General features: G+C 69.3%; 26 protein-coding genes. 7 read left to right on the top strand and 19 right to left on the bottom strand.

Annotated elements, in window-relative coordinates; all coding sequences use genetic code 11:
- Window positions 1–42: 42 nt before the first annotated feature.
- Complete coding sequence (locus tag QE377_RS16170; protein ID WP_307325323.1) at window positions 43–477, bottom strand: MarR family winged helix-turn-helix transcriptional regulator; 435 nt, start codon at window positions 475–477, stop codon at window positions 43–45.
- A gap of 37 nt (window positions 478–514) precedes the next feature.
- Between QE377_RS16170 and QE377_RS16165 the strand changes: the two genes are divergently transcribed.
- Window positions 515–748: a hypothetical protein gene (locus QE377_RS16165; protein ID WP_307325320.1), complete on the top strand. Its 234-nt coding sequence runs from the start codon at window positions 515–517 to the stop codon at window positions 746–748.
- Window positions 749–822: 74 nt separating this feature from the next.
- Here the strand turns inward: QE377_RS16165 and uvrB are convergent, their stop codons facing one another.
- From uvrB to QE377_RS16115, 10 genes are all read right to left on the bottom strand, one after another.
- The gene (uvrB, locus tag QE377_RS16160; protein ID WP_307325317.1) at window positions 823–2,889 is read right to left on the bottom strand and encodes an excinuclease ABC subunit UvrB; all 2,067 of its coding nucleotides are present in this window, start codon (window positions 2,887–2,889) and stop codon (window positions 823–825) included.
- Between the two features lie 37 nt (window positions 2,890–2,926).
- Window positions 2,927–3,523 carry a dephospho-CoA kinase gene (gene coaE / locus QE377_RS16155; protein WP_307325314.1) on the bottom strand — a complete coding sequence of 199 codons (597 nt, stop codon included), beginning with the start codon at window positions 3,521–3,523 and terminating at the stop codon, window positions 2,927–2,929.
- Between the two features lie 20 nt (window positions 3,524–3,543).
- Entirely contained in the window at window positions 3,544–4,731 is a 1,188-nt protein-coding gene (locus tag QE377_RS16150; RefSeq protein WP_307325311.1) for a diguanylate cyclase, read from the bottom strand.
- On the bottom strand, window positions 4,728–6,296 hold the full coding sequence (locus QE377_RS16145; protein ID WP_307325308.1) for an ATP-binding protein: 1,569 nt from the start codon (window positions 6,294–6,296) through the stop codon (window positions 4,728–4,730). Before QE377_RS16145 ends, QE377_RS16150 begins: the two co-directional genes overlap by 4 nt.
- A 160-nt stretch (window positions 6,297–6,456) precedes the next feature.
- Window positions 6,457–7,668, bottom strand: coding sequence for a hypothetical protein (locus tag QE377_RS16140; protein WP_307325305.1), 1,212 nt, complete (start codon window positions 7,666–7,668; stop codon window positions 6,457–6,459).
- The gene (locus tag QE377_RS16135; protein ID WP_307325303.1) at window positions 7,665–9,443 is read right to left on the bottom strand and encodes a cell wall metabolism sensor histidine kinase WalK; all 1,779 of its coding nucleotides are present in this window, start codon (window positions 9,441–9,443) and stop codon (window positions 7,665–7,667) included. The genes QE377_RS16140 and QE377_RS16135 overlap by 4 nt, the downstream gene beginning before the upstream one ends.
- Window positions 9,444–9,527: 84 nt before the next feature.
- Complete coding sequence (locus QE377_RS16130) at window positions 9,528–11,147, bottom strand: MFS transporter (protein WP_307325300.1); 1,620 nt, start codon at window positions 11,145–11,147, stop codon at window positions 9,528–9,530.
- Between the two features lie 84 nt (window positions 11,148–11,231).
- Window positions 11,232–12,689, bottom strand: a complete 1,458-nt coding sequence (gene rpsA, locus QE377_RS16125; protein ID WP_234075368.1) for a 30S ribosomal protein S1 — start codon at window positions 12,687–12,689, stop codon at window positions 11,232–11,234.
- A 215-nt stretch (window positions 12,690–12,904) separates the two neighbouring features.
- Window positions 12,905–13,567: a deoxyribose-phosphate aldolase gene (deoC, locus tag QE377_RS16120; RefSeq protein ID WP_307325294.1), complete on the bottom strand. Its 663-nt coding sequence runs from the start codon at window positions 13,565–13,567 to the stop codon at window positions 12,905–12,907.
- Window positions 13,564–13,974, bottom strand: coding sequence for a DUF3054 domain-containing protein (locus QE377_RS16115; protein WP_307325290.1), 411 nt, complete (start codon window positions 13,972–13,974; stop codon window positions 13,564–13,566). The genes deoC and QE377_RS16115 overlap by 4 nt, the downstream gene beginning before the upstream one ends.
- Window positions 13,975–14,184: 210 nt before the next feature.
- Between QE377_RS16115 and QE377_RS16110 the strand changes: the two genes are divergently transcribed.
- Window positions 14,185–14,676, top strand: coding sequence for an FBP domain-containing protein (locus QE377_RS16110; RefSeq protein WP_307325288.1), 492 nt, complete (start codon window positions 14,185–14,187; stop codon window positions 14,674–14,676).
- A 6-nt stretch (window positions 14,677–14,682) separates the two neighbouring features.
- Here QE377_RS16110 and QE377_RS16105 read toward each other — a convergent pair whose 3' ends face one another.
- From QE377_RS16105 to QE377_RS16095, 3 genes are read right to left on the bottom strand one after another with little or no spacing between them, the layout of a single operon-like run.
- Complete coding sequence (locus QE377_RS16105; protein WP_307325286.1) at window positions 14,683–15,186, bottom strand: GNAT family N-acetyltransferase; 504 nt, start codon at window positions 15,184–15,186, stop codon at window positions 14,683–14,685.
- Window positions 15,187–15,203: 17 nt separating this feature from the next.
- Complete coding sequence (locus QE377_RS16100; protein ID WP_307325284.1) at window positions 15,204–15,902, bottom strand: CoA pyrophosphatase; 699 nt, start codon at window positions 15,900–15,902, stop codon at window positions 15,204–15,206.
- 20 nt (window positions 15,903–15,922) lie between these two features.
- The gene (locus tag QE377_RS16095; protein WP_307325282.1) at window positions 15,923–16,717 is read right to left on the bottom strand and encodes an isocitrate lyase/phosphoenolpyruvate mutase family protein; all 795 of its coding nucleotides are present in this window, start codon (window positions 16,715–16,717) and stop codon (window positions 15,923–15,925) included.
- A gap of 168 nt (window positions 16,718–16,885) precedes the next feature.
- On the opposite strand from QE377_RS16095, the gene QE377_RS16090 reads away from it, so the two are divergent.
- Both QE377_RS16090 and msrA read left to right on the top strand, forming a co-directional pair.
- Complete coding sequence (locus tag QE377_RS16090) at window positions 16,886–18,373, top strand: MATE family efflux transporter (protein ID WP_307325280.1); 1,488 nt, start codon at window positions 16,886–16,888, stop codon at window positions 18,371–18,373.
- Between the two features lie 144 nt (window positions 18,374–18,517).
- On the top strand, window positions 18,518–19,069 hold the full coding sequence (gene msrA / locus QE377_RS16085) for a peptide-methionine (S)-S-oxide reductase MsrA (protein WP_307325278.1): 552 nt from the start codon (window positions 18,518–18,520) through the stop codon (window positions 19,067–19,069).
- 65 nt (window positions 19,070–19,134) lie between these two features.
- On the opposite strand, the gene QE377_RS16080 is transcribed toward msrA, so the two are convergent.
- Window positions 19,135–20,022 (bottom strand): aldo/keto reductase, encoded by an 888-nt coding sequence (locus QE377_RS16080; RefSeq protein WP_307325276.1) that lies wholly within the window; start codon window positions 20,020–20,022, stop codon window positions 19,135–19,137.
- A 202-nt stretch (window positions 20,023–20,224) separates the two neighbouring features.
- On the opposite strand from QE377_RS16080, the gene QE377_RS16075 reads away from it, so the two are divergent.
- Window positions 20,225–20,719 carry a hypothetical protein gene (locus QE377_RS16075; protein WP_307325274.1) on the top strand — a complete coding sequence of 165 codons (495 nt, stop codon included), beginning with the start codon at window positions 20,225–20,227 and terminating at the stop codon, window positions 20,717–20,719.
- A 6-nt stretch (window positions 20,720–20,725) separates the two neighbouring features.
- On the opposite strand, the gene QE377_RS16070 is transcribed toward QE377_RS16075, so the two are convergent.
- Both QE377_RS16070 and QE377_RS16065 read right to left on the bottom strand, forming a co-directional pair.
- A complete protein-coding gene (locus tag QE377_RS16070; protein WP_307325272.1) occupies window positions 20,726–21,238 on the bottom strand; it encodes a glycine cleavage system protein R in 513 nt (170 codons plus the stop codon).
- A gap of 22 nt (window positions 21,239–21,260) precedes the next feature.
- Window positions 21,261–21,767, bottom strand: coding sequence for a bifunctional nuclease family protein (locus QE377_RS16065; protein WP_307325269.1), 507 nt, complete (start codon window positions 21,765–21,767; stop codon window positions 21,261–21,263).
- Window positions 21,768–21,887: 120 nt separating this feature from the next.
- Here QE377_RS16065 and QE377_RS16060 point away from each other — a divergent pair, with 120 nt between their 5' ends.
- Window positions 21,888–22,919 carry an LLM class flavin-dependent oxidoreductase gene (locus tag QE377_RS16060; RefSeq protein WP_307325267.1) on the top strand — a complete coding sequence of 344 codons (1,032 nt, stop codon included), beginning with the start codon at window positions 21,888–21,890 and terminating at the stop codon, window positions 22,917–22,919.
- 73 nt (window positions 22,920–22,992) lie between these two features.
- Here QE377_RS16060 and QE377_RS16055 read toward each other — a convergent pair whose 3' ends face one another.
- Entirely contained in the window at window positions 22,993–24,411 is a 1,419-nt protein-coding gene (locus tag QE377_RS16055) for a hypothetical protein (RefSeq protein ID WP_307325264.1), read from the bottom strand.
- Complete coding sequence (locus QE377_RS16050; RefSeq protein ID WP_307325260.1) at window positions 24,384–24,713, bottom strand: hypothetical protein; 330 nt, start codon at window positions 24,711–24,713, stop codon at window positions 24,384–24,386. Before QE377_RS16050 ends, QE377_RS16055 begins: the two co-directional genes overlap by 28 nt.
- A gap of 133 nt (window positions 24,714–24,846) precedes the next feature.
- On the opposite strand from QE377_RS16050, the gene QE377_RS16045 reads away from it, so the two are divergent.
- Window positions 24,847–25,503 carry a dihydrofolate reductase family protein gene (locus QE377_RS16045; protein WP_307325257.1) on the top strand — a complete coding sequence of 219 codons (657 nt, stop codon included), beginning with the start codon at window positions 24,847–24,849 and terminating at the stop codon, window positions 25,501–25,503.
- Window positions 25,504–25,510 lie beyond the last annotated feature (7 nt).

Here is a 25,510-nt window from a genome sequence, read left to right as displayed (position 1 = left end):
CCGAGCTTCGCCGAGAGCGCACGATCGTGTACGGGCGTCCGCTCAGAACTCGGGTCGTCGTCCGGCGAACGGCGCCAGTGAGTCCCGCAGCGCCGCGAGCTGCGCGGCATCCATACCCACGCGCGCCATGATCTGCTGCGGCACGCGGACGGCGGCCTCGCGGAGCTCGCGCCCGGCATCCGTGAGCCCGATCTCCAAGACGCGCTCGTCGTCGGCGCGACGCGTGCGGGTGACCCTTCCCTGTGCCTCGAGCCGCTTCACCAGCGGCGACAGAGTCGCCGGCTCCATCGCCAGCTCTTCCGCGAGCTCCCCCAGGGTGCGCGGCGAGTGCTCCCACAGCGCGAGCAGCACGAGGTACTGCGGATGCGTGAGGCCGAGCGGCTCCAGCACGGGCCGATAGATCGCGACGACGTTGCGCGCCGCGGTCACCAGGGCGAAACAGAGCTGGTTCTCGAGCCGGAGCAGATCGTCGGTCATCGCTCCATCGTACCGATTCATTAGTACACTAATGGTTATGGCACACAAGAACCCGCGTCCACCCCTGCGACAGCGCGTGCGTGACGCAGGCGGCTGGTACGCCTGGATCAACCGCACACTGATCCGCGCGGCGGGTCCGGCATCCGTGGGTCCCTATGAGACGGCGCCGGAGCCGGTGCGCACCGAGAGGCCGTGCCCGCTGTGCGGCGCCCCGATGTCGGCGCACACGTTCGACCGGTCCGGGCCGAAGCCGATCATGCACTGCCCCTGAGCGATGGGCGCGCCAGCCGACCGGCGTGATCGGCCCGCAGCGCGTCGGCACGCGCAGACCGGGACGCTCCCCGATCAGGCGTGGCCGGCGCGCTCCATGGCGCGAAGCTCCTTCTTCAGGTCCTGAACCTCGTCGCGCAGCCGCGCGGCCAGTTCGAACTTCAGCTCCGAAGCCGCCGCGAGCATCTGATCGGACAGATCGGAGATCGTCGCCTCGAGCTGGGCAGCACCCTCGGCCGCGATGCCCTCGCGACGGAGATTCGGTGTGGGCGACTTGCCCTTGCCCTTCGGATCGCGCGAGAGCATCGCCTTCGTGTCGGCGCCCTCGCGGATCAGCGCGTCCGTGATGTCGGCGATCTTCTTGCGCAGCGGCTGGGGATCGATGCCGTTAGCCGTGTTGTAGGCGATCTGCTTCTCGCGGCGCCGCTCGGTCTCGTCGATCGCGTTGCGCATCGAATCGGTGATCTTGTCGGCGTACATGTGCACCTGGCCGGATACGTTGCGCGCGGCGCGACCGATCGTCTGGATCAGGGAGGTTCCGCTGCGCAAGAACCCTTCCTTGTCGGCGTCGAGGATCGACACGAGGGAGACCTCCGGGAGGTCGAGACCCTCGCGCAACAGATTGATGCCCACCAGCACGTCGTAGACCCCCGCTCGCAGTTCGCTCAGCAGCTCGACGCGGCGCAACGTGTCGACGTCGGAGTGCAGGTACCTGACGCGGACGCCGTGCTCGCCGAGGAAGTCGGTCAGTTCCTCCGCCATCTTCTTGGTCAGTGTGGTCACGAGCACACGTTCGTCGCGCTCGACCCGGAGCCGGATCTCTTCCAGCAGATCGTCGATCTGCCCCTTGGAGGGCTTGACCACGATCTCGGGGTCGACGAGACCCGTGGGGCGGATGATCTGCTCCACCACGCCGTCGGCGATTCCCATCTCATACCGACCGGGCGTCGCCGAGAGATAGACCGTCTGGCCGATCCGGTTCTTGAACTCGTCCCACCGCAGCGGTCGGTTGTCCATCGCCGAGGGCAGCCGGAAGCCGTGCTCGACGAGAGTGCGCTTGCGGGACGCATCGCCCTCGTACATCGCCCCGATCTGCGGCACGGTCACGTGCGACTCGTCGATCACGAGGAGGAAGTCGTCCGGGAAGAAGTCGAGCAGCGTGCGCGGAGGCTCGCCCGGCGCGCGCCCGTCCATGTGCCGCGAGTAGTTCTCGATGCCGGAGCAGAATCCGAGCTGCTGCAGCATCTCGAGGTCGAAGGTCGTGCGCATGCGCAGCCGCTGCGCCTCCAGCAGCTTGCCCTGCGACTCGAACTCCTTCAGTCGTTCCGCCAGCTCGGTCTCGATCGTGCCGATCGCGCGCTGCACCACATCCGTTCCTGCGACGTAGTGCGACGCGGGGAAGATCGGCACCGAGTCCATCCGCTCGACGATCTCACCCGTGAGCGGGTGCAGGGTGTACAGCGCCTCGATCTCGTCGCCGAAGAGCTCGATGCGGATCGCGTACTCCTCGTAGACCGGGATGATCTCGATCGTGTCGCCGCGGACGCGGAAGTTGCCGCGCGAGAAGTCGACGTCGTTGCGGTTGTACTGCATCGCGATGAACTGCCGGATGAGAGCGTCGCGGTCATAGCGCTCCCCCACCTGCAGCGCCACCATGGCGCGCAGATACTCCTCGGGTGCACCGAGGCCGTAGATGCAGGAGACCGTGGAGACCACAACGACGTCACGCCGGCTGAGCAGGGAATTCGTCGTCGAGTGACGCAGGCGTTCCACCTCGGCGTTGATCGACGAGTCCTTCTCGATAAACGTATCGGTCTGCGGGACGTACGCCTCAGGCTGGTAATAGTCGTAGTACGACACGAAGTACTCGACGGCGTTGTGCGGCATGAGCTCGCGGAACTCGTTGGCGAGCTGGGCCGCGAGCGTCTTGTTGTGGGCGAGTACGAGAGTCGGGCGCTGCACCTGTTCGATCAGCCAGGCGGTCGTGGCGGACTTGCCCGTGCCGGTGGCGCCCAGCAGCACCACGTCGGTCTCGCCGGCGTTGATTCGGGCGGCGAGGTCGGCGATCGCGGCCGGCTGGTCGCCGGACGGAACGTACTCGCTGACGACCTCGAAGGGGCGAACGGATCGTGTGGTCTGCACCGTTCCAGCGTAGGCGCGACCACGGACATCGGGGCGGTCAGCCCCGTAGCCGCTCCCACAGCTCGTCCGTCTGCGCGAGGGTATCCGCGAGGGAGCCCGACGTGTCGATGACCACATCGGCCACGGCGAGGCGCTCCTCGTCGGAGACCTGGGCGGCGATCCTCGCCCTGGCGTCGCGCTCGCTCGCGCCTCGCAGCTCCACGAGCCGGCGCTCGCGCACCGCGGCAGGGGCGTGGGCGACCACGATCGACTCCCATGGATCGTCGACGCGCGCCTCCACCAGTAGCGGGACGTCGTAGACGACCACCGCATCCGGATCTTCCGTGAAGGCCCGAGCGAAACGCTCGGACGAGGCGCGTCGCACCGCCGGATGGACGATGGCGTTCAAGCGTTCCCGCGCCGCATCGTCCGAGAAGACGATCGCGCCCAGCGCGGCACGATCCAGCGAGCCGTCGCTCTGGATGACCGCGGGCCCGAACTCGGCTGCGATCTGCGCCAACACGGGAGAGCCCACCGACTGCACCTCCCGCACGATGGCATCGGCATCGACGATGACCGCGCCGCGTTCGGCGAGACGACGCGCGATGGTCGACTTGCCGGACGCGATCCCGCCGGTGAGTGCGATGAGAGGCATGCCTCGAGCATGCCACGACGTCAGCCCGGGCCCGGTCCCGCCTCCGCCAGCCCGCCGAACAGCACGGACGACTCGACGCTCGTCGCGGACTGCACGGCCGCAAGGCGCGCAGACTGGACGAGGACCTCCGTTCGATAACCGACAGTCTCCGTCAACGCGACCCCGACTCCCACGGAGGGTATGACCGCACGACTCACGGCGCCGAGCGCCTCGAGCACACCGCGATAGATCACGGCGGCCTGTCGCCGCGCCTCCGCCGCGGTCGCCGCGCGCGTGACGATGATCAGCGCATCCTCTCCGTCCTCGCCGACGAGGGCGAACGACGGCGCGTACCGACGTACGCTCTGCCGCCAATGCTGCAGCACATCGCCCACGACGTCCGCGCCGAACGCCGTGCGGATCTCCGAGAGATCGGCCACGCGCACGGCGACGGTCGACACCAGCTCGCCGCGCCATCGGGCGCGCTCGATGACGTCCGCCATCGCCGTTCGAAGCGTCGCCGCCAGCAGGATGCCGTCCGAGTTGACTCCCCTGCTGCTCATCCACGCGAACGAGCGCAGATCGACCTGCGCCGCCCTGAGCAGCGAGAGCACGACGACGGCGACGACGGTCAGCACGACGGTGAAGAAGCTGGCGACGACGGAGCCGAACGCCTCGAGGAAGAGCGTGCTGCCGGGATCCGCGACGACGAAGACCACGCAACGGGCGAGATAGAACGCAGCGGTCACGAGGAAGACGATGGCGAGCGCCGCGGCGGTTCCGAAGCGGCGCATCGGCGCACGGAGCGTCTCGACCGCGGCGAGGACGGAGAACACGACCACGCCGATGCCCATCGTCAACCACCCCGCCCAGTCTCCGCCGTCGGGTCCTTCGACGATGACGGCGCCGGCCACGATCAGCGCACCCAGCAACGTCACCGCCGTCGCCGAACCGATCGGTCGCTGATTGAAGCTGCGAGAGCCGAGCCACATCACCGCCGTCGTCGTCACGAACAGCGCGTTGCCCACCGCGACGGTGAGCACCTCGCTGACACCCGCCGCCCACATGCTGTACGCGATGGTCGTCGTCATCCCGCACAGGAAGGCGATCGCCCAGATGCGGCCGGGACCGTGGTCACGGCGCAGGATCGTGTCGATGATGAACACGGCCCCGGCCACGTTGCCCACGAGCGCGGTGAACAACGATGCGGTGAGCAGGTCGATGTTCATTCCGGACTCCCGGTCTGCTCGCCGGGCACCGCGGTCGCCCGCACCGGGCGCTCATCGGCGGGAAGATGCACCAGGAACGTCGAGCCCAGACCACGGCTCGTCTGCACCGTGATGTCACCGCCGTGGGCACGCGCGATGTCACGACTGATGGAGAGGCCCAGTCCGGTCCCCTCCACGTCGGTGCGCGCACGGAAGTACCGTTCGAACAACCGACCGAGGTCGGACTCCGGGATGCCCGTTCCGGTGTCTCGGACGAGGATCCACGTCGACTCGCCGTCAGTGGTACAGCCGAGGAAGATGGCGCCGCCGTCGCGGTTGTACTTGACGGCATTGCTGACGAGGTTGTCCAGGACCTGCCTGAGCCGCAGGGGATCGGCGAACGCGCGGGCCGGCTCGATGCCGGATGTGACGATCGTCACCGCGCGCTCGGCCGCCCGGGGGCGCCAGGCCTCGGCCGTCGCCGCCACCAGTTCTGCGACATCGATCGGTTCGGGCGAGATCGTCATGTCGACGGACAAGCGCGATGCACTGGATGCGGCGAGGATGTCGGCCACGATCTCCAGGAGCCGCTCACCGTTCCGCGCCGCGATCTCCAGCGAATGGCGCGCCTGCGCCGGGTCGTCGAGAGTGTCCAGCGCGAGATCGAGATAGCCGAGGACGGACGTCAGGGGCGTTCTCAGCTCGTGCGAGACGGAGGCGACGAGGCGATCTCGTGCCCTCATCGCCGTCATCTCGGGGGTGACGTCCCGCGCGATCAGCACCGCACCCGCATCCGCGCCCTCGGCGTCGTGCATGCGGCGCACAGTGATGCTCATGGCGTGACGACGTTCGTCGGGGTGGCCGAACCACACCACCTGATTCTCGAACACCTCGCCCGCGAGCGCCCGCAGCAGCGGGCGTTCCGCCCGGGGCAACGGGGTGACGCCGTCGGCACGGTACGCGTTCTCGATCTCGCGGCTGCGGGACCCGAATCCCGGGATCGTGTTCTGAAACCGCCCCAGCGCCTCGTTCACCACGGACACCGTTCCATCGGGGGCGATGCGCAGCACACCGAAGTCCACCGCGTCGAGGACATCGATGACGAGCTCCTCCTGGCGCTGGGCGCGCTGCAGCGCGCCGCTGAGAAGCGCCGCCTGCTTCTCGAGCAGGTGCGCCTGCGCTCGCTGCCGCCGCGAGGAGATGAGCGTGGTCGTCGCGACCGCGAGAACGGCCGCCGGGAGCAGGAACGTCGTGTATCCCCAGACGGTCGTTCCCCCCGACACCACGATCGCCGCGTACGCAGCGTTGATGATCGTGAACTGGAGGAGGAATCCGACGACCCCCAGCGTGGCGAGCCACATCGCGGGGAAGACCCACATCAGTCCGAGCCCGCTCATGGGCTCGGCGACGCGGATCACCGCGATACCGGCGATGTCGACGATGGGCAAGACGTAGAGCACCGCGCGAGGGATGCGGGCCCAAGGCACGGCGAGGGTCGCCGTCCCGACGGCGAAGATGATCACGACCCCGATCAGGAACAGGCTCTGGTTGCGCAGTGTCGACGAGAGGACCCCGACCGTTGCCACGATCAGAACCAGGGCACACAGCACGAGCTGATTCAGGACAGCGGAGCGCCCCCGAGCTGCGAACGCACGAGAAGCCCGTGGCGCGGCGAGGCCCGCGTGCAGGAACGCGCGTACGCCTCTCCCCCGGGCGGGAGCAGCATCGCTGTGCATATCGTGGACACTATCGCTCCGTCGGCTCGCCCGGGAACGCAGGAGCGCCGACGCCTCGCGCCTGGGCGAAGACCACCGAGGTCTCGTCGCTCTCGGATGCTTCGACCGCGGCGATCGTCGCCGCTTCCACGAGAACCTCGGGCCCGTAGCCCAGGGTCTGGCTGAGGGCGACGCCGACTCCCACCCCTGGGACCACGATGCCTCTCGCATCCACGAAGCGTTCGATCACGCCGCGGTAGATGAGCCCCGCTTGGCGCCGCGCGTCGGCAGGGCTGGACGCGGTCGTCGCGACGAGGATGATGGTCCGATCGTCCGTCGCCCCCACAGCCGCCACCGGCGACGCGAACTCACGCACCGCAGACCGCAGCACTCGCGTGGTGGCTTCGGCGACCTCCTGCCCGAACGACGCGGTGATCGCTCCGACGTCTTCGACGATCACCGCGATGACCACGACCAGCTCGGTACGATGCGCCGCGCGGCGCAGGATCCGCCGCAGCCTCGCGAGGAACGCGGATGCCGCCAGCACCTCGTCCACGGCGGCGAAACCGGCGGGCTGCTGGTCGCTGACCAGCACGGCGCGGAGCATGAAGAGCGTCAACGAGGACACCGTGCCCAGCACCAATACCACCAGGGTCAGCGAGACCGGACCGAACCAGGCCGCGAAGACCGCGCTGTCCTCTCCCGCCGTCAGGGAGACGACCGCGCGCATCACGTGATAGGCGCCGAAGAGGGTGGTCGAGCCCACGAAGACCCAGGTGGCGACACGAGGTCTCGTCCGGGGGCCGACGGCGTGGATGATCGCCCCGACACACAATCCGGCGATGGCGAGGCTGTACCAGAGGACACTCGTGCTCCCGCCCGCGACCGGCGTCTCGACCACGGTGACCGCCGCGACGAGGAAGGCGAGGGACACGACCATGAGCGAGGGCCCCGCGACCTCCTCGCCGTTGTAGGCACGGAACCCCATCAGGACGCAGCCGGCCGCACCCACGGCGGCGGCGTTGCCCAGAGCGAGCGCCCACACGTTCGTCCACTCCGAGGCGTCGAACAGGCCGATCACCACGGTGCAGACGACGGCGATGATCTGCAGCAGGAAGCCGATTCCCCACAGCTGCGCCCCGCCGCTGTAGCGCCGCGACAGAGTGGTGGCGATGTAGGTGACCGCGACCGTGACCACCGCGATCGCGGTGAAGATGCCTGCGGTGATGGGATCGAGCGTCATCTGGCCTGGTCCCCCTTGCGCCGCGATGCGCCCGTTCCGGTGATGGTGACGATCGCGTCCGGATCGTCCAGCGACTCAGCGCTCGCGGGAAGCTGCACGCTGAAGGTGGAACCGACGCCGGCCGTACTGGTGACGATGATGTCGCCACCGTGCGCGCGCACGAGTTCGCGACTGATCGAGAGCCCGAGCCCGGTTCCGGTCGACGTGTCCGCGACCCGGAAGAAGCGCTCGAAGAGCCTGCCCAGGTCACTCTCGGAGACGCCGACGCCGGTGTCGGTGACCGTGATCATGGTCGTGATCCCGTCGGAGGTCGTGCTGAGCGTGACGCGCCCGCCGTCGCGGTTGTACTTCACCGCGTTGCTGACGAGGTTGTCGATCACCTGCCGCATCCGCAGCGGATCGGCGTACGCCGGCGCGGGGCGAACACCCGCCATGTCGATCGCGATCGCGCGTTCGGCGGCAGCGGGCGCCCAGGACTCTCCGCTCGCCCGCACCACGTCGGCGATGTCCACGTCCTGTTGCGAGATCGTGAGGTCCGCCGACATCTCTGACGTGCTCGACGCCGTCAGGATGTCGGACACGATCTCCAACAGGCGCGAGACGTTCCGCTCGGCCACGTCCAGGTAGCCGCGCGCCCGTTCGGGCACCTCGGGGTCGTCGACGGCGAGTTCGAGATAGCCGATGATCGACGTGAGCGGCGTGCGGAGCTCGTGCGAGACCGAGGAGACCAGCGAGTCCCGCGCGCGGAGCGCCGTGAGCTCGGCCGTGACGTCGCGCGAGACGATCACCGCGCCGTTGTCGGAGCCGTCGACGGCGCGCGTGCGCCGCGCGGTCACGCTGAGGGCGCGGCGACGCGGCCCGTCGCCACCGAACCACACGATCTGGTTGTCGAAGACTTCACCGCGTGCCGCTCGCGCGAACGGCGTGTCGTGCCGATCCACGGGCGTGACGCCGTCGGCCGCGAAGGCGGCGTGACCGCCGCCGGAGCCTGCCTCAGCCGACCGGGCAGCGCGCTGCAGTCGCGCGTGCGCCTCGTTCGCGAGCGTCGTGGAACCGTCGGCGGCGAGACGGATGACGCCGAAGTCGATCGTGTCCAGCACCTCCGCCAACAGCTCCTCCTGCTTCTGCGCTCGGCGCAGGGTGCGGGCCATGGTGCGAGTCTGACGGGTGAAGAGCAGCCGCTGCGCCGTCATCTGCCGTCCCAGAGCGAGGCTGATGGTGGCGACGACCACGATCATCAGCGGCAGGCTGAAGGTGACGTATCCGACCTCGTGGCGAGGGTCGACGATCGCGGTGGTGACCAGGACGGTGGGCGCGACGATGATGCCCACCAGATAGCCGCCGATGCCGAAGTAGATAGCGAGCCAGATGGCAGGGATGAAGAAGAGAACGCCGAACCCACCGGAGGGCAGCGATTGTCGGAGCAGGGCGATCCCCAACAGATCGATGATCGGGACGGCCATGATCCACCATGCGGACACTCTCGCCCATGGGACCAGCAACGCGACGCCGCCCGCTCCGAGCACGACGATCGCACCCAACCAGAAGAGGCCGAGATCGCCGGCGTAGCCCCAGGGCACCGCGATGACGACATAGACGAGCACGACCGCGGCCAGACTGAGCTGGAGTGTCGCCGTCGTCCGCGCGCGACCGGTGTCGAGGAAGGGCGGCAAGGCGAAATGACGACCGAATCCGCGGAGGTACCGCAGAATGCGCCGCGAATCGACGACATGCTCGGCGACGGGGTACGCATCGCCGTCGCCGCTGTTGCTCATGAGTCCGACGTTATCGCGCCCCGGCGTCCGATGCCGACCCACCCACCGCCTCCGCGCGCAATGGACGACCTGGGCGACGGGCCGTCACTGGCCGGCGGGCTCTGACGACGGCGCATCATCGGCTGCGTCGGCCGCAAGATACTCGGCGATCAGGCTGTGCTCGCCGCCGTGCGACGGCAGGAGGACACGCACGAGCACGGCTCCCGAGACGATAGCCACCCCGCCGACCGCGTACGCCCACAGCGCGCAGTCGACCAGGCTCTGCGTCGCCGCAGCCACGATCTCCGCACGGTACTGCGGAAACTGTTCGGCGACATGCAACGCGGAGGCGAAAGACGCCTGTAGCGCTGCCTGCACCTCGGCGGACACCTCCGACGCGGACGGCGAGGCGGCGATGGCCCGAGCGAACGCACCGGCGAACCCGGTCGCCAGGATGGCGCCGAGCAGGGCCTGCATGATCGAGCCGCCCAGGTCGCGCTGGAGGTCCGAGGTCGCGGAGGCCATGCCGACGCGCCGCACCGGGGTCGCATCGGTGAGCGCGCGGGATGCGGGGGTCATGGCGAAGCCGGCGCCGACCCCGATCGTGAAGAACCCGACGCCGATCAGCCAGTAGGGCGTGTGCTCACGCCAGAGCAGCGTCGTGAGGAAACCTGCGAGCACAAAGGCGTACCCGACCAGCATCGTCGTCCTCGAACCGCGCGTGGTGACCATGCGCGCAGAGACCGGCGCAGCGATCAGCAGCCCTGCCGCGGCAGGCACGACCGCCAGACCCGCCTCGAGGGTGTCGTAGCCGAGGATGTTCTGCAGGAACTGCTGGCCCACGAACATGGCTCCCATCAGTGAGCCGAAGACGATCATGCCCGCGACCGCGGGCACCCAGAACAGCCGACGACGGGCGATGGCGAGGTCGTACAGGGGTGACCCGGTCGCGCGTTGCCGCCACAGGAAGCACGCGAGCAGCACGACCGCCAGCGCAATGCTGATCCCGCCTGCCAGGCGTTGCCCGGGTGCGGCGACGACTCCCACCCCGACCACGAGAGCGGCAACACCCAATACCGACAAGATGCCGCCGACGTGATCGACCGGCTCCGCCGACTCGCGGATGTGGGAGGGGACGACGGCGAGGACGAGCACGAACCCGACGGCGGCGATAGGGGCGGCAAGCAAGAAGGCCGCCTGCCAGTGGAAGGCCTCGAGCACCAGGCCGGCCGCGACAGCGCCGAGCACTCCCGACATCGCGCTGACGCTCGACCACAGAGCGATCGCCGCCGTACGGGCGGGCCCGCGGGACCAGAGCGCGGTGATCAACGACAGGGTCGTCGGGTAGGCCATGCCCGCGGCGACGCCGGTGAAGACACGAGCCGCGATGAGCCACTCGAGCGACGGGGCCGCGGCTGCCGCGAAGCTGGCGACGACGGTCAACGCGAGCCCCAGCAGAAGCATCTGCTTACGGCCGTATCGATCCGCGAGGGCACCGAGATACAGCACGGACATCGCAAGCCCGAGCGAGCACCCGAGCGCGACGAGGTTGAGACCGGTCTGGCCGGCAGCGAAGTCGTCACCGATCTCGGGCAGAGCGATGTTGGCCGCGGCGAGATTGAGGTTGCACACCAACGCTGCCAGGACGAGAGCAGCGAGTACCAGACCGGGCCGAGGCGGGACGCCGCTGGCCTCGTCGACGCGCATCGTCCGCTCCACGGTCATGGGCTCACCCTATCCGCGTCACCGGAACGAGAAGAGGGCCGGGATCCGAAGATCCCGGCCCTCTCTCATGAGGATGTCAGTCGATCAACGACCCGACAGCTTCTCGCGCAGAGCCGCGAGAGCCTCGTCGTCGGCGAGGGTGCCCGCGGGGCCCGACTCGCTCGAGTAGGAGGACGAACCGCTGGCCTCGACGGTGCCGACGTTGTTGGCCTCCGCCTCCTGAGCCTTGATGACGGCAGCCTTGTGAGCTTCCCAGCGACCCTGAGCAGCGGCGTACTCCTGCTCCCAAGCCTCGCGCTGAGCGTCGAAGCCTTCCTTCCAGGCGTTGGTCTCGGGGTCGAAGCCCTCGGGGTACTTGTACTCGCCGTTCTCGTCGTACTCCGTGACCATGCCGTAGAGGGCCGGGTCGAACTCGGTGCCGTAGGGGTCGACCGACTCGTTCGCCTGCTTGAGCGAGAGCGAGATACGACGACGCTCGAGATCGATGTCGATGACCTTGACGAAGACCTCTTCGCCCACCGACACGACCTGCTCGGCCAGCTCGACGTGCTTGCCCGACAGCTCGGAGATGTGCACCAGGCCCTCGATGCCGTCTGCGACGCGGACGAACGCGCCGAACGGAACGAGCTTGGTGACCTTGCCCGGCGTGACCTGGCCGATGGCGTGGGTACGCGCGAAGACCTGCCACGGGTCCTCCTGGGTCGCCTTCAGCGACAGCGAGACGCGCTCGCGGTCGAGGTCGACCTCGAGGATCTCGACCGTGACCTCCTGGCCCACCTCGACGACCTCGGAGGCGTGCTCGATGTGCTTCCAGGAGAGCTCGGAGACGTGCACGAGGCCGTCCACGCCGCCCAGGTCGACGAACGCACCGAAGTTGACGATCGACGAGACCGTGCCCTTGCGGACCTGACCCTTGTGCAGGTTGTTGAGGAAGTTGGAGCGCGACTCCGACTGCGTCTGCTCGAGCAGAGCGCGACGGGACAGGACCACGTTGTTGCGGTTCTTGTCGAGTTCGAGGATCTTGGCCTCGAGCTCCTGACCGAGGTACGGGGTGAGGTCGCGGACGCGGCGCAGCTCGATGAGCGATGCGGGCAGGAAGCCGCGCAGGCCGATGTCGACGATGAGGCCACCCTTGACGACCTCGATCACCTGACCGGTGACGACGCCGTCGTTCTCCTTGATCTTCTCCACATCGCCCCACGCGCGCTCGTACTGCGCACGCTTCTTCGACAGGATGAGGCGACCTTCCTTGTCCTCCTTCTGGAGAACCAGGGCCTCGACGTGGTCGCCGACGTTGACGACCTCGTTGGGGTCCACGTCGTGCTTGATGGAGAGCTCACGCGAGGGGATGACGCCCTCGGTCTTGTACCCGACGTCGAGGAGGACCTCGTCGCGGTCGATCTTCACCACGGTGCCCTCGATGAGGTCGCCGTCGTTGAAGAACTTCAGGGTCTTCTCGACCGCGGCCAGGAAGTCCTCGGCAGATCCGATGTCGTTGATCGCGACCTGCTTGGTGGCCGGGGCGGTCGTTGCGGTAGTCATGTAGTGGGTAGTCCTTGTTGGATTGGGGTCTCAGGCTCCGAACGCACGCGCATGCGACGGACGGAGCGGATTGTCTGGATTCTTGTCACCCTGCGCGCACCGTCAGGCACGCGACACGAGTGACGATCAAGGCTATCAGAGCCGGGCACCGCGATCCAGCGCTCCAGAGACCGCCGTCATGCGGCGTCATCGATCCGCGGCGTCTGCCGCACGCGTCAGTACGAGCCCGACGCGACCGAACCCTCCACGACGGCGCGCGTGCTCGAGAGACCGAGGCGCGTCGCGCCCGCGGCGATCATCGCCTCGGCGTCCGCGCGTGTGCGGATCCCGCCCGAGGCCTTGACCTCCAGCCGGTCCCCCACGGTCTGCTTCATCAACTCCACCGCGTGCACCGTGGCGCCGCCGGAGGGGTGGAAGCCCGTCGACGTCTTCACGAAGTCGGCCCCCGCGCGCTCTGCGGCCTCCGAGACCGCCACGATCGCCTCATCGCTCAGCGCGGCCGACTCGATGATGACCTTGAGCACGACCGGCGCCGGGGCGGCCTCGCGGACCGCGCGGATGTCGGACTCGACCGCGTCGTAACGCCCCTCGATCGCGGCACCGACGTCGATCACCATGTCGATCTCGTCTGCGCCCTCGGATGCGGCCAGTGCGGCCTCGGCCGCCTTGATCTGCGAATGGTGCTTGCCACTGGGGAAGCCGACGACCACGGCGAGCTTCAGCCCGTCGGGGATGCTGACCGGGAGGACCGAGGGAGACAGGCACACGCTGTAGGCGCCGAGCGCCGCAGCCTCCGCGATCGTCGCCTCGACATCCGCCGTGGTGGCTTCGGGCTTGAGCAGCGTGTGGTCGACGTAAGGGGCGATGTTCTCGGTCATGCCTTCATGTTCTCATCCGCGGCGGTCGTCGCGGATCGGCCGGGCTTGCGCAGCAGCATCGCCGCCACCGCGCGCCAGCCCACCAGCAGCACGCCGAGGGCGATGGACGCCACGACGATGAAGGCGGGCGCCGTCCCCTGACCCGACAGCATCCGCAGCAACATCGCGCCGGCCACGGTCACGACCCAGACGGGCACCCCCGTGCGGAGCACGGCAAACGGCCGACGCCAGGCGAGCGCGATCCCCCAACCGGCGACGAGTGCGCCCAGGAAAGGCCACGCCGTGAGAAGCAGACCCTGCAGCGGCGACTCGTCGTGACTCGCGCGCCCGATGACGCAGAAGACGGTCACCAGAAGGACATCCGCCGCGACAGCGAAGAGGACGCGTCCACGGGCACGGCTGAGCACGCCTCCAGGGTACGGCGCCCGCGCACCGGCGACGGCGTACAGTGGTGCGCGTGATTCGTGAAATGCAGCCCGCAGGGCGTCAGGAGGTCCCCGGCGCGCATCGCGCCGGCGACAGATGAGGGTCGAGCCCCACGGGCTCCTCTGCATCTGCGTCGGCGATCGGCCGACGTCCACCCGCCGCTTCGGCGGCACGCACACGAAGGCACCTTCATGAACCCTTTGGACGATGCCCGCATCCGGGCCAGTTTCGTCAACGCATCCCTGCGCGAACGTAAAGCCGTTCTTCTCCCGCCGACTCTCGAGACGGTCTCGTGGGACGACCTGGACTACTTCGGCTGGCGCGATCCCAAGCAGCCGAAGATGGGCTACGCCGTCGCCGAGGTCGAGGGCGGGCCCGTTGGCGTGATCCTGCGCGAGGCAGACAGCCGTCCTCGCACGCGCGCCCAATGCGCGTGGTGCAACGACGTCGAGCTGCCGAACGACGTCGTGCTCTTCGTCGCCCGCCGCGCGGGCGACGCCGGTCGCCGTGGCGACACGGTGGGAACGCTCGTCTGCGCCGGCTTCGAGTGCTCGCGCAACGTCCGTCGCCTGCCGCCGTCCGCCTACCTCGGTTTCGACCGGGAGCCGGCGCGGCAGCGACGCATCGACGCCCTCCGCGAGAACGTCACGGCTTTCCTGCGCGACGTACGGGGCGCCGCCTGACGCGGATCAGCCCGCGCCCAGGCGACGCAGCGCTTCTCCCGTGAGGCGCTGCGTCGTCCACTCCGCCATCGGGGCCGCATCCAGCGAGCGGTAGAACGCGATCGCGGACGCGTTCCAGTCCAGCACCGTCCACTCCAGACGGGTGTACCCGCGATCGACGCAGAGCGCGGCCAACGATCCGATCAACGCTCGGCCGAAGCTCCGCCCGCGCTCCGACTCGGCGACGAAGAGGTCTTCCAACCAGATCCCGTGCCGGCCGGTCCACGTGGAGTAGGTGAGGAACCAGATCGCTATGCCGACGATGTCGCCGGCACGTTCCACGACGTGCGCCGAGACGCGCGGCTCGTCCCCGAAGAGCGCCTCCGTGAGCGCCTCCACGGAGTTCGCCACCGCATCCGGCTCGTTCTCATAGCGCGCGAGATCGTGGATCCGAGCGAGGATCCCGGGTTCGTCTCCCGGGCGGGCGGCGCGCAGCTGCGCGCCGTCGGGCAGATCCAGAGGCAGCGACATGCGTCGAGTCTGACGCATCACATCGGCAGAGCGAATTCGCGCGACCGATCCCACGGCTCCGTCCACCCGAGGCGATCGAAGACGGCGTCCAGCAACAGAGCGGTGAAGCCCCAGACGAGAAACTCGTCCGCGGCGTCGTGCACCACGAACGCGGGTCCGCGCCACTCTCGTCCATCGCGTCGGACGACCGTGACGCCCCGACGAGCGGGATCCAGAAGGTCCGCGACCGGAGCCCGGAAGACTGCCGCCGACTCGGCGACGTCCACCACGCTCACCGGTGAGGGACTGCGCCACCAGGCGAGCACGGGCGTGACGACGTGTTGCGAGAACGCGAGCGGCAGGGCCGGAAGAACGCCGAGGACCTCGACGCCCGCGGGATCCAGACCGGTCTCCTCCCGCGCCTCGCGCAGTGCCGCGGCGACGGGGCCGTCGTCGCCTGCCTCGAGGCGGCCTCCGGGGAATGCCATCTGGCCGGGATGCGCGCGCAGCGTCGCCGCCCGCGACAGCAGCAGTACATCGAGGTCGGCCGACACCGCCTCGTCTGCCGCGGCGCGGGCCGCGGGGAGCACATCGAGCACACCGAACAGCATGAGCACGGCCGCCGCCCGATCCGTCGGCGCCGGCGCCGGAAGCTCCGCCACTCGGAAGCCGCCCGCGTCGCGCGCGAGCGCGGCGAGCTCGGCTCGCGCGCCTCCCGACCCGTTCCCACCTCTCATGGCGCTGATCGGGGCGCCGCTCAGTTCAGCGCGCGGGTCGAGGCGGGGATGGATCCGTCGGCGTAGAGCTCTTTGGCGACATCCTGGAGCGCGGTGAGCGCGACGCGTTGCGTGGTGGGTCCGTAGGAGATACGCGCGACGCCCAGCGCCTCGTATTCACCCGCCGTCAGCGCGCTGGGAAGCCCGATGACGCTCACCTTCCGCTCCCCGATACCTTCGACGAGACGGCGGGCGACCGCGGCGTCCAGGATGCCGGGGACGAACACCACGTCGGCGCCGGCGTCGAGGTAGGCGCGGCCGCGCTCGATCGCATCGGCGATGGAGTCCTCGACGGGGCGCCCGCCCGCCCGGACGAACGCGTCGGTACGGGCATTCAGGGCGAACGGCACGCCTTCCGCATCCGCCGCCGCCGTGATCGCAGCGACACGCGCGACGGCCTCTTCGAGCGGCCGCAACCTGTCCTCGACGTTGGCTCCCACGACGCCCACGCCGATGGCGCGACGAACGGTGTCTCCCGGACTCTCGTAACCGTCGTCGAGATCTGCGCTCACGGGAATGTCACCGGCCACTCGAACGATCCGCGAGACCATGTCGAGCGTCGTCTCCAGCGGGATGGTGCCGTCGTCATAGCCGAACGTCGCTGCGATCGAATGCCCGGCCGTGGCGAGCGCGCGGGTCTCGGGCAGGGCGAGCACCGCCCGCGCCGAAACGACGTCCCACACGTTCACGACACGCAGGATCTCGGATGCGGCATGCAGCTCGCGGAGCCTGGTCGCGCGCTCGGCGATGGTCGACGACGGAGTCTCGGTGGTCATGCCCTCACGCTAGAGCACGCGCCGCGCCGAGGGGGATCGCGTCGGGAGCACGCGGCCACGGCATCCGCGACGCGCATACCACTAGCGTCTTCTCGAATCGATTCGATATCCTGATGGATGCGGTCTCTGTCACCGCGCTCATCCCCGCACGATCTCGAGAGCTCTCCCATGTCCACCTCACTCACCACCGGCAGTCCCTGGCGCGTCATCCTCCTCTTCTCCGTCCCCCTGCTCATCGGCAACGTGGTCCAGCAGCTGTACCAGGTGGTCGATGCGATCGTGGTCGGACGCGAGCTTGGCGTGGACGCGCTCGCCGCCGTCGGTGCGACGGGCAGTCTGCTCTTCCTGCTCATCGGGTTCGCGTGGGGATTGACCTCGGGCTTCGCCATTCCCACCGCGCAGGCGTTCGGAGCCGGCGATGCAGCCGCGGTCCGACGTTCCGTCGCCACCGGCGCTCTGCTGACCGCGGCGACCAGCGCCGTGCTCACCGTCGGTGCGCCGCTGGTGTCGCGCCCCCTGCTCCAGCTCCTGCAGACTCCCCCGGAGCTCCTCGACAACGCCACCATCTTCGCGCAGGTGAGCTTCCTGGGAGCCGCGGCGACGATGTTCTTCAACTACCTCGCGGCCACCATCCGCGCCATCGGCGACGCACGCACGCCGCTCGTGTTCCTCACCGTCGCGTGCCTCCTGAACGCCGGGCTCGTCGTGCTCACCGTGGGCCCTCTCGGCTGGGGCGTCGCGGGCGCAGCGGTCGCGACCGTCGTGTCACAGGCCGTGTCGGTCCTGCTGTGTCTGGCGTACGTGCGCCGTCGCGTGCCGATCCTGCATCTGAGCCGAACGGACTGGCGGATCACCCGCGCCGACATCGCCCTGCACCTGCGGCTCGGGCTGCCCATGGGATTCCAGGCCTCGATCATCGCCATCGGCACGCTGGCGGTGCAGGTGCGGCTCAACGAGCTGGGCGCGGATGCCGTCGCCGCGTACACCGCAGCGGCCCGCGTCGACGGACTCGCCGTCGCACTGCTGCAGTCCCTCGGGCTGGCGGTGTCCATGTTCGTCGCACAGAACTTCGGCGGCGGCCGTCCTGACCGCATCCGCGCAGGTGTGCGCCAAGCGTCCTGGCTCGCCGTCGGCGGAGCCGTCGCGCTCGGCGGCCTGCTCATCGCGTTCGGCGCACCCATCGTGCGCCTGTTCGTGGGAGACACCGCGCCGCAGGTCGTCGATCTCGCCGCGCTCAACCTCGTGATCAACGGCGCGAGCTACACGTTCCTCGGCATCCTGTTCGTCCTGCGCGGTGCACTCCAGGGCCTGAGCCACACCGTGATCCCCACCGTCACGGGGGTGATCGAACTCGTGATGCGGGTGGGCGCCGCGATCGCCCTCGGCGCCGCGTTCGGGTTCGCCGGTGTCGCCTTCAGCAACCCGCTCGCCTGGCTCGGAGCCGTGGCCGTCCTGATCCCGGCGTATGTGCGCGCCCACCGCCGCCTGGCCCGCGATCCCATCTCGCGCGGGGAGCACGTCTCCCCCGAGACCACGCCCATCCCCGTCGTGGGCCCGACCAACGGCTCCATGGTCGTTGACGCGATCGTCACGCGTCCGATCCCGATCATCCCCACCCGTACGCGGGGGCGACTGCTGCGCTCGCGCCGCCACTGAGGCGGATGCCGGGTGCGGGACCAAAACCGCCGGGTGCGTTGTTGTATCCGTCGATGCCGCCGACCGGCCGCATCGCAGACAGGCGGATCTACACTCGTGAAAGCCATCACGCGGCGACGATCCGTCCGACAAGGAGCAGTCAGCATGACCACCGACAACGGAACCATCACGCAGATCCCCGGCACCGAGACCGCCGTACTCGCGGGCGGGTGCTTCTGGGGCATGGAGGACCTCATCCGTCGTCAGCCTGGCGTTCTCGACACACGCGTCGGTTACACCGGCGGGCAGAACGATCACGCGACCTACCGCAACCACCCCGGTCACGCGGAGGCCGTCGAGATCGTCTTCGACCCCGCCAAGACGACCTATCGCGACATCCTCGCGTTCTTCTTCCAGATCCATGACCCGTCGACCCTGAACCGTCAGGGCAACGACATCGGCACGAGCTACCGCTCGGCCATCTTCCCCCTCAGCGAGCAGCAGAAGGAGGTGGCCCGCGACACCATCGCGGATGTGGACGCCTCGGGTCTGTGGCCCGGGAAGGCCGTGACGACGATCGAGCAGGCCGGCCCGTTCTGGGAGGCGGAGCCTGAGCACCAGGACTATCTGCAGCGCATCCCGAACGGATACACCTGCCACTTCCCTCGCCGCGGCTGGGTCCTCCCGCGCCGGGAGAGCGCCGCGACGCAGGCCTGAAGCACGCGGATGCGGCGAGCACACGCCCGCCGCATCCGCCTGCGGCGCTGACGGCCGAGCCTGCGTCAGTTCAGGTCGTTCGGATGCGTCCCGACACGGCCGGATCCGTCACCCGGGTCGAGTGCCGTGATCGCGGCGACCTCATCGTCGGAGAGCTCGAAGTCGAACAGATCGAGGTTCTCCGCCATCCGATCGCGATTGACCGTCTTCGGGAACACGATGTTGCCGACCTGCAGGTGCCAGCGCAGGACGACCTGAGCGGGCGTCTTGCCGTGGGATGCCGCGGCATCGTGGATCGCGGGGGTGCCGAAAAGGTCGTACTTGCCCTGCCCCAGCGGCCCCCACGCTTCGATGTGCACCCCGTTGTCCTTAGCCCAGGCGACGACCTCGCGCTGCTGGTACGCGGGGTGCAGCTCGATCTGATTGACGGCGGGCACCTTGCCGGTCGCCGCGACGAGTCGTTCGAGGTGCTCCACGAGGTGGTTGGAGACGCCGATGGAACGGGCGAGTCCGGCTTCGTTGAACGCGACGAGCTTCTCCCACGCGTGCACGTAGTTGTCGTTCGCCGGCGCGGGCCAGTGCACCAGGTACAGATCGACGTGGTCGAGACCGAGCTTGGTGAGGCTCTCCTCCAGTGCCTGCTTCGGCTGCGAGCCGGCCTGCCGGTCGTTCCAGAGCTTCGTCGTGACGAACAACTCGTCGCGCGGGATACCGCTGGCGGCGATGGCACGTCCGACACCTTCCTCATTGCCGTAGATCGCGGCGGTGTCGATGTGCCGGTATCCGAGTTCGAGGGCTTCGGAGACGAATCTCTCGGTCTGAGCGGGGTCGACTTTGAAGACGCCGTACCCGAGCTGCGGGATGTCGTGACCAGAGTTGAGGGCGATCGAGGGGATACGCCCCGCGTTCTCCCGCTTCGCTTCGGCGCGGTGATCTGCGTGATGTTCTGCCATGCGTCCAGCGTACGAAGCGGACGCGACATGCGGGCCGGGCTTGCAAGATCGGGAGATGTACCGCACGACGTTTTCGGCGGATGACCGGGCCATCCGGCTGTCGGGCTCTCGCCGCAGCGCGGGCTCGCGTTGACGTCTCCTCACGTCCGGAGAATGATGGAAGGACCCCGAACGCCGGTAGATCTACCGAAGGAAGTCTTCTATGCCCGCGCCCCGACCGCTCGTGACCGCGATGGTCGCGTCGGCAGGTGCGCTCGTGCTCTCATGCCTGAGCGCGTTCGCTCTCACCGGCGCCGACGCCGCGACCTCACCCCGCGCGGCCAGCACCGACCGTGCGCTGCCCCCGGTCGCGTTGAGCGCTCCCGCATCGCTGGAGGCGGCGATCGGCACGGAGCCCACCCCGATCGCGGAGCCTCCGGCGCCGGACGACACCGCGCCCCCGTCCCGTCGCGAGCGGGGCATGCCACCGACCGTCGGGCGGGTACCGCAGCCCGCCCCGGCTCCTGCCCCCGCTCCCGCGCCGCCGGTCACGCCCGCTCCCACCCCGGCGCCCACTCCGTCGCCGACGGACGAGCCCACACCGTCACCGGCGCCGACGACGACGCCGACCCCGGAACCGCCCGCCGAGGCGCCGGAGCAGCCGACGTCCGGGGAGCGTGCTCCCGACGAGACGTCGGAGTCGCTTCAGGACGACTGACTGCCGTCATCCGCTCTGGGTGACGGAGACCTCCACCTGGATGTCCGCAGCGATCGACTCGAGGCTCACCACGATCTCCGCGACGGACGTCTCCGCGGGGACCGCTGCCACGATCTCCGCATGGAAGAGGCGACCGCCCGACATCGCCGCATCCTGTGTCTGCGTGGTCATCCGGACGACGTTGACGCCGCGCTCAGCCAGCGCGCTGGTCACCTCGCGCACGATTCCGACACGGTCGTTGCCCATCACGCGGATGGCGAGCTCGCTCTGCGGCGCGAGAGGTCGTCCGGGTGTGACGACCACGATGCTCGCCAGCCCCTCCAGGATGCTCAGCGCGTCTCGCAGCTCGTCGGCACGGGATGGAGCGACGTCGACCTGGATGACGCCCGCGAAGGTGCCGGCCAGTTCCGCGAGCTCGCTGTTCTCCCAGTTGCCCCCGTGCGCGCTGATCACTTCGGCGACCGCAGACACGATGCCCGCACGATCGACGCCGATGACGGTGAGAACGAGCGTTGTCATGGCGCCAGCGTAGCCACCGCGCTCAGTCCTCGAAATCGTCCGGCTCGACCTCGTCGAGGAAGCTGCGGAATTCGGCGATGCGCGCGTCCTCGTCCGGCGCCGAGGCCGCATCCGGCTGTTCCGAGACGGTGTCGGCGATGCCCGCCACCGCGATGACGTCGTCCGCGACGAACATCGGAGCGTCCGCCCGGGACGCCAACGCGATGGCGTCCGACGGTCGGGCGTCCACGACGCGAACGCCCAGTGGGGTGTCGAGCGTGACTGCGGCGTAGAAGGTGCCGTCGTCGATGCGTGTCACCTCGACCCGCTCGACACGCGCGGACAACTCCTCGACGATAGAGAGCATCAACTCGTGGGCCAGCGGGCGCGGCGACGGAGCCCCCTGCACGGCCACGAGGATCGCTGTCGCCTCCTGGGCACCGATCCACACCGGGAGGATCCTGTCCCACGGTTCGGCGACAGGCTTCAGCAGGATCACGTGTTCCTGCGCGGGATCCAGAGCCACTCCCAGGACGCGGACGCGGACCATGGCACCTCCCGCTCGTCGACGTGCTGCCATGCTACGCACGACGACGCGGTATGCGGGCCGCGAAGAAGAAGGAGATCGATTCATCGGAATGGTTCCTCGCTCCGTATCGTTGTCCACGACATGGAACGCTTCGGAACACTGTCCTTCGGGCACTACGGCCCCCTCGGCGGCGGCCGCATCCTCACCGCGCGCGACTCGATGCTGCAGGCGATCGACCTCGCGGTGGGTATGGACGAGCTCGGCGTCGACGGCATCTACTTCCGGGTTCACCACTTCGCGCGTCAGCAGGCCTCACCCATGCCGCTTCTCGCCGCGATCGCCGCACGCACCTCGCGCATCGAAATGGGCACCGGCGTGATCGACATGCGCTACGAGAGCCCCCTCTCCTTGGCCGAGGAAGCGGCGGCGGTCGACCTGATCAGCGACGGGAGGCTCGCGCTGGGCGTCAGCCGCGGGTCGGCCGAGTCTGTGGTGCGCGGCTACGAGACCTTCGGATACACGGGTTCCGAAGACCCTCGGGGTGCCGACATCGCGCGTCGGCATTTCGATCTGTTCCTGCGCGCGATCGACGGCGAGCCGCTCGCCGAGCGCGACCCGAACAGCCCCTTCGGCGGCGGAACCGGGATGCAGGCGATCGAACCGCAGTCCCCCGGGCTCCGCTCGCGGGTGTGGTGGGGAGCCGGCAACCGCGACACCGCTGAATGGGCGGGACGCGTCGGGGTGAACCTCATGTCCTCGACTCTGCTCACCGAGGCAGACGGCACGCCCTTCGATCTGCTGCAGGCGCAGCAGATCGACGCGTTCCGTGCGGCGTGGCGCGAGGCGGGCCACGCGGGAACGCCGCGCGTCTCGGTCAGCCGCAGCATCTTCCCGATCACCACCGCCGAGGACGCCATGTACTTCGGCGGTTCGCAGGGCGGCGATCAGATCGGCATCATCGACGGCATACGCTCGACGTTCGGCAAGACGTACGCCGCGGAGCCCGATGTGCTCGTGGAGCAGCTGCTGCAGGATGCGGCGATCCGGTCCGCCGACACGTTGATGCTCACCATCCCCAGCCAACTGGGCGTGGAGTTCAATCTCCGCGTCGTCGAGTCGTTCGCGAAGTACGTCGCACCGGCTCTCGGCTGGAAGGCGACGGTATCGGCCTGAGGGCGCCCGCTCCCGCGTCTCAGTATCCGGCGAGCTCGCTCGGCGGGCGGGCCCGAGGGAACCCTCCTTTCCGTCAGCCGGCGGCGGGGGGGGGGACGCAGTCCAGGACGACGTCTTCGCCCTGCTGACTGATCGCCACGCTGGCGCCTCTCGTCCCCAATCCTCTCGGACGCCCCGAGCCAGCAGCGAGAGCGCCCCGCGACGAGACGCGAACGCGCACTCGATCGTCGGTCATCACGGCGATCGCGACGGCGGCGACACGTGCTGCCGAGTGCTTCACAGCGTTGACCAGCGCTTCATTGACCGCTTCTACGGCGCGCGCGGCCGTCCCGGGATCGGTCAGGGCCAGACGCGCGCCCGCGTCGACCTGGAGCGTCGTGGTGACGACCCCGCTCCAGGCGGACAGGAGACCCTCGACTGATCCTCCGAAGCCCGGCGCGGGGGCACCCTCCGCATCCGGAACTGCTTCGAGGATGGCATCGAACGCCTCGTCCGTCTGGTCACGGAACACCGCGAGGTCCTCCGGTGTCGGTGGGTCGTCGTCCGACTGCGCGGCGAGGATCACGCACCGTCCCTGCACCCGACCGTGGAGCAGCCCCGACGCGCGAATGAGCTGCTCACCGGCCTGCGCCTGCCGCGCTGCGACGCGCTGCGCCACCCGCGCCAGTACACGCGCGGCACGGTGCTCGGCGGAGCGCACCCTGCGCACCGCATCCACGCACAGCGACAGCGCCACCGCCGCCGCAGGGATCGCCACGACACCGACGACGCTGAGCATCCTCAGATCCGGCAGCAGCGCGAAGGTCATCACGGCCACGCCGACTCCGGCCAGCAGCCACGCCCCGATGAACGCGACCGGCCGCACGGAGTCGGGTGTCGGCCCCCGGAGGCGAGGAAGACGGGTCACTGCCCCCGCGGCGATGTCCAGCAGGCACACGCCGAGGTAGCCGAGCCCGACGACCGCGGGCGGCCCGGCAGTGAACGCAAAGGGCAGCGAGGCGATGTTGTAGACGAGCGCGACGACGAGCCACGGCATCGGGATCAGAACGAGCCGTGACCCACCCGCGGCGGCAGCCTCTGTCCCGGGCGCGGACGTCTCCGCGGGAAGACCCTCGTCGTCCGCAAGCTCGGCCAGCCGGTGGCTCCTCTCGCGCACCTTCACGGCGTACGCCCGCACGGTGTCGAAGTCCACGTGACCGCTCAGCATCGCGTCCCGACCGGCGCGCAGGTCGATCACCGTCTGCGCCCGAAGCTCGCGAGTCTGCGCCACACGCTCCTGGGCGCGCTCCAGGCGCGCACGCATGAGCTCCAGAGCGTCAGCCAGCCGCCGAGCGACGAGTCGGCGCCGCGCGAACTGCGTCGTCGCGACGCCGACGATGCCGAACACCACGAGGGTCGTGACGACGTTGGTGAGCGTTCGCGGACCCCACGCACCCGTCGTGGGTGTGTCCCACAGCAGCAGACTCACGGCGTTGTTGACGGGGGCGCGCACGACCGCCGCAGCGACAAGCGCCCCAGCACCACGATCGCCCGCGCGTGAGGTGACGTCAGCCGCCGTTCGGCCGCGGCCGCCGGCAACACGATGATCGAGAGAGCGATCCAGCCGAGCGCACCGACCAGCACCGCCGCCGCGTAGCCCTCGAGCGTCGCATCGCCGACCGTGGGCACGCTGACCGTGCCTGCGACGACGAACGACAACAGCGCGCTCCAACGCGTCAGGAAGGCTCCGCCGGAGACCGCATCCGCGCAGGTCCGGATGGCGCGTCGGAAGCTCCCCCGCACCCGAAGCACCATGCCGTACTCCCTCTGGCGCGCGTGCCTCGCCAGATCCATCGTGCCCCGCATCCGCCACCCCGGCAAGCACACTCCCGCATCCCTTCGCCGGGCCGGATGTTGACACCCGCTCCGTTCGGCCGGATCCTCGAGTGTGACTCGCGTGCGCCTCGACCTCAACATCTCTCTGGACGGCTTCGCCACCACGACCGACCAGACGCCGGAGAACCCGTTCGGCGAGGACTGGGGGCGACTCACCGCCGCGTACGTCGCCACACGCACCTTCCGCCACCGCGTGCTCCACGATGAAAGCGGCTCGGGAACGGCGGGCGTCGACGACGCGTACGCCGCGCGCTACTTCGAGGGCGTGGGCGCCGAGATCATGGGTGCCGGGATGTTCGGCCTGCATCTGCACGGCGACGACCCCGATTGGCGCGGTTGGTGGGAGGACGAGCCTCCGTTCGAGGTCCCCGTCTTCGTTCTCACGCACCGCGAGCGTCCGACGATCGAGATGGCGAACGGCACGGTGTTCCACTTCGTCCAGGGAGCGCCAGCAGCCGTTCTCGATCAGGCGATCGACGCGGCGGGCGGAGCGGACGTGCGGATCGGCGGCGGCGCGAGCACGGCGCGGGCGTTCCTCGGCGAAGGACTCGTCGACGACCTGCACGTGGGCATCTCGCCCATCATCCTCGGTGGCGGCATCCGCCTCTGGGACGATCTGCGCGGCTGGGAGGCGGACTACGAGGCGACCGGCGAGGCCGCGCCGAACGGAGTGATGCACCTGACCTTCCGACGTCGCTCGCGCGCCTGAGCCGGAC

The sequence above is a fragment of the Microbacterium sp. SORGH_AS_0862 genome (genome assembly GCF_030818795.1).
In the GTDB taxonomy this organism is placed as follows: Bacteria; Actinomycetota; Actinomycetes; order Actinomycetales; family Microbacteriaceae; genus Microbacterium.
The sequence above is the reverse complement of the archived record's forward strand: the minus strand, read 5'-3'. Positions and strand labels throughout refer to the sequence as shown.

What these genes read in the sequence shown, in the direction of transcription:
- QE377_RS16170 (WP_307325323.1), bottom strand. Translation starts at nt 477, where the DNA reads ATGACCGACGATCTGCTCCGGCTCGAGAACCAGCTCTGTTTCGCCCTG.
- QE377_RS16165 (WP_307325320.1), top strand. Translation starts at nt 515, where the DNA reads ATGGCACACAAGAACCCGCGTCCACCCCTGCGACAGCGCGTGCGTGAC.
- coaE (WP_307325314.1), bottom strand. Translation starts at nt 3,523, where the DNA reads ATGCCTCTCATCGCACTCACCGGCGGGATCGCGTCCGGCAAGTCGACC.
- QE377_RS16150 (WP_307325311.1), bottom strand. Translation starts at nt 4,731, where the DNA reads ATGAACATCGACCTGCTCACCGCATCGTTGTTCACCGCGCTCGTGGGC.
- QE377_RS16140 (WP_307325305.1), bottom strand. Translation starts at nt 7,668, where the DNA reads ATGACGCTCGATCCCATCACCGCAGGCATCTTCACCGCGATCGCGGTG.
- QE377_RS16135 (WP_307325303.1), bottom strand. Translation starts at nt 9,443, where the DNA reads ATGAGCAACAGCGGCGACGGCGATGCGTACCCCGTCGCCGAGCATGTC.
- QE377_RS16130 (WP_307325300.1), bottom strand. Translation starts at nt 11,147, where the DNA reads ATGACCGTGGAGCGGACGATGCGCGTCGACGAGGCCAGCGGCGTCCCG.
- rpsA (WP_234075368.1), bottom strand. Translation starts at nt 12,689, where the DNA reads ATGACTACCGCAACGACCGCCCCGGCCACCAAGCAGGTCGCGATCAAC.
- deoC (WP_307325294.1), bottom strand. Translation starts at nt 13,567, where the DNA reads ATGACCGAGAACATCGCCCCTTACGTCGACCACACGCTGCTCAAGCCC.
- QE377_RS16110 (WP_307325288.1), top strand. Translation starts at nt 14,185, where the DNA reads ATGAACCCTTTGGACGATGCCCGCATCCGGGCCAGTTTCGTCAACGCA.
- QE377_RS16105 (WP_307325286.1), bottom strand. Translation starts at nt 15,186, where the DNA reads ATGTCGCTGCCTCTGGATCTGCCCGACGGCGCGCAGCTGCGCGCCGCC.
- QE377_RS16100 (WP_307325284.1), bottom strand. Translation starts at nt 15,902, where the DNA reads ATGAGAGGTGGGAACGGGTCGGGAGGCGCGCGAGCCGAGCTCGCCGCG.
- QE377_RS16095 (WP_307325282.1), bottom strand. Translation starts at nt 16,717, where the DNA reads ATGACCACCGAGACTCCGTCGTCGACCATCGCCGAGCGCGCGACCAGG.
- QE377_RS16090 (WP_307325280.1), top strand. Translation starts at nt 16,886, where the DNA reads ATGTCCACCTCACTCACCACCGGCAGTCCCTGGCGCGTCATCCTCCTC.
- msrA (WP_307325278.1), top strand. Translation starts at nt 18,518, where the DNA reads ATGACCACCGACAACGGAACCATCACGCAGATCCCCGGCACCGAGACC.
- QE377_RS16080 (WP_307325276.1), bottom strand. Translation starts at nt 20,022, where the DNA reads ATGGCAGAACATCACGCAGATCACCGCGCCGAAGCGAAGCGGGAGAAC.
- QE377_RS16075 (WP_307325274.1), top strand. Translation starts at nt 20,225, where the DNA reads ATGCCCGCGCCCCGACCGCTCGTGACCGCGATGGTCGCGTCGGCAGGT.
- QE377_RS16070 (WP_307325272.1), bottom strand. Translation starts at nt 21,238, where the DNA reads ATGACAACGCTCGTTCTCACCGTCATCGGCGTCGATCGTGCGGGCATC.
- QE377_RS16065 (WP_307325269.1), bottom strand. Translation starts at nt 21,767, where the DNA reads ATGGTCCGCGTCCGCGTCCTGGGAGTGGCTCTGGATCCCGCGCAGGAA.
- QE377_RS16060 (WP_307325267.1), top strand. Translation starts at nt 21,888, where the DNA reads ATGGAACGCTTCGGAACACTGTCCTTCGGGCACTACGGCCCCCTCGGC.
- QE377_RS16050 (WP_307325260.1), bottom strand. Translation starts at nt 24,713, where the DNA reads ATGGTGCTTCGGGTGCGGGGGAGCTTCCGACGCGCCATCCGGACCTGC.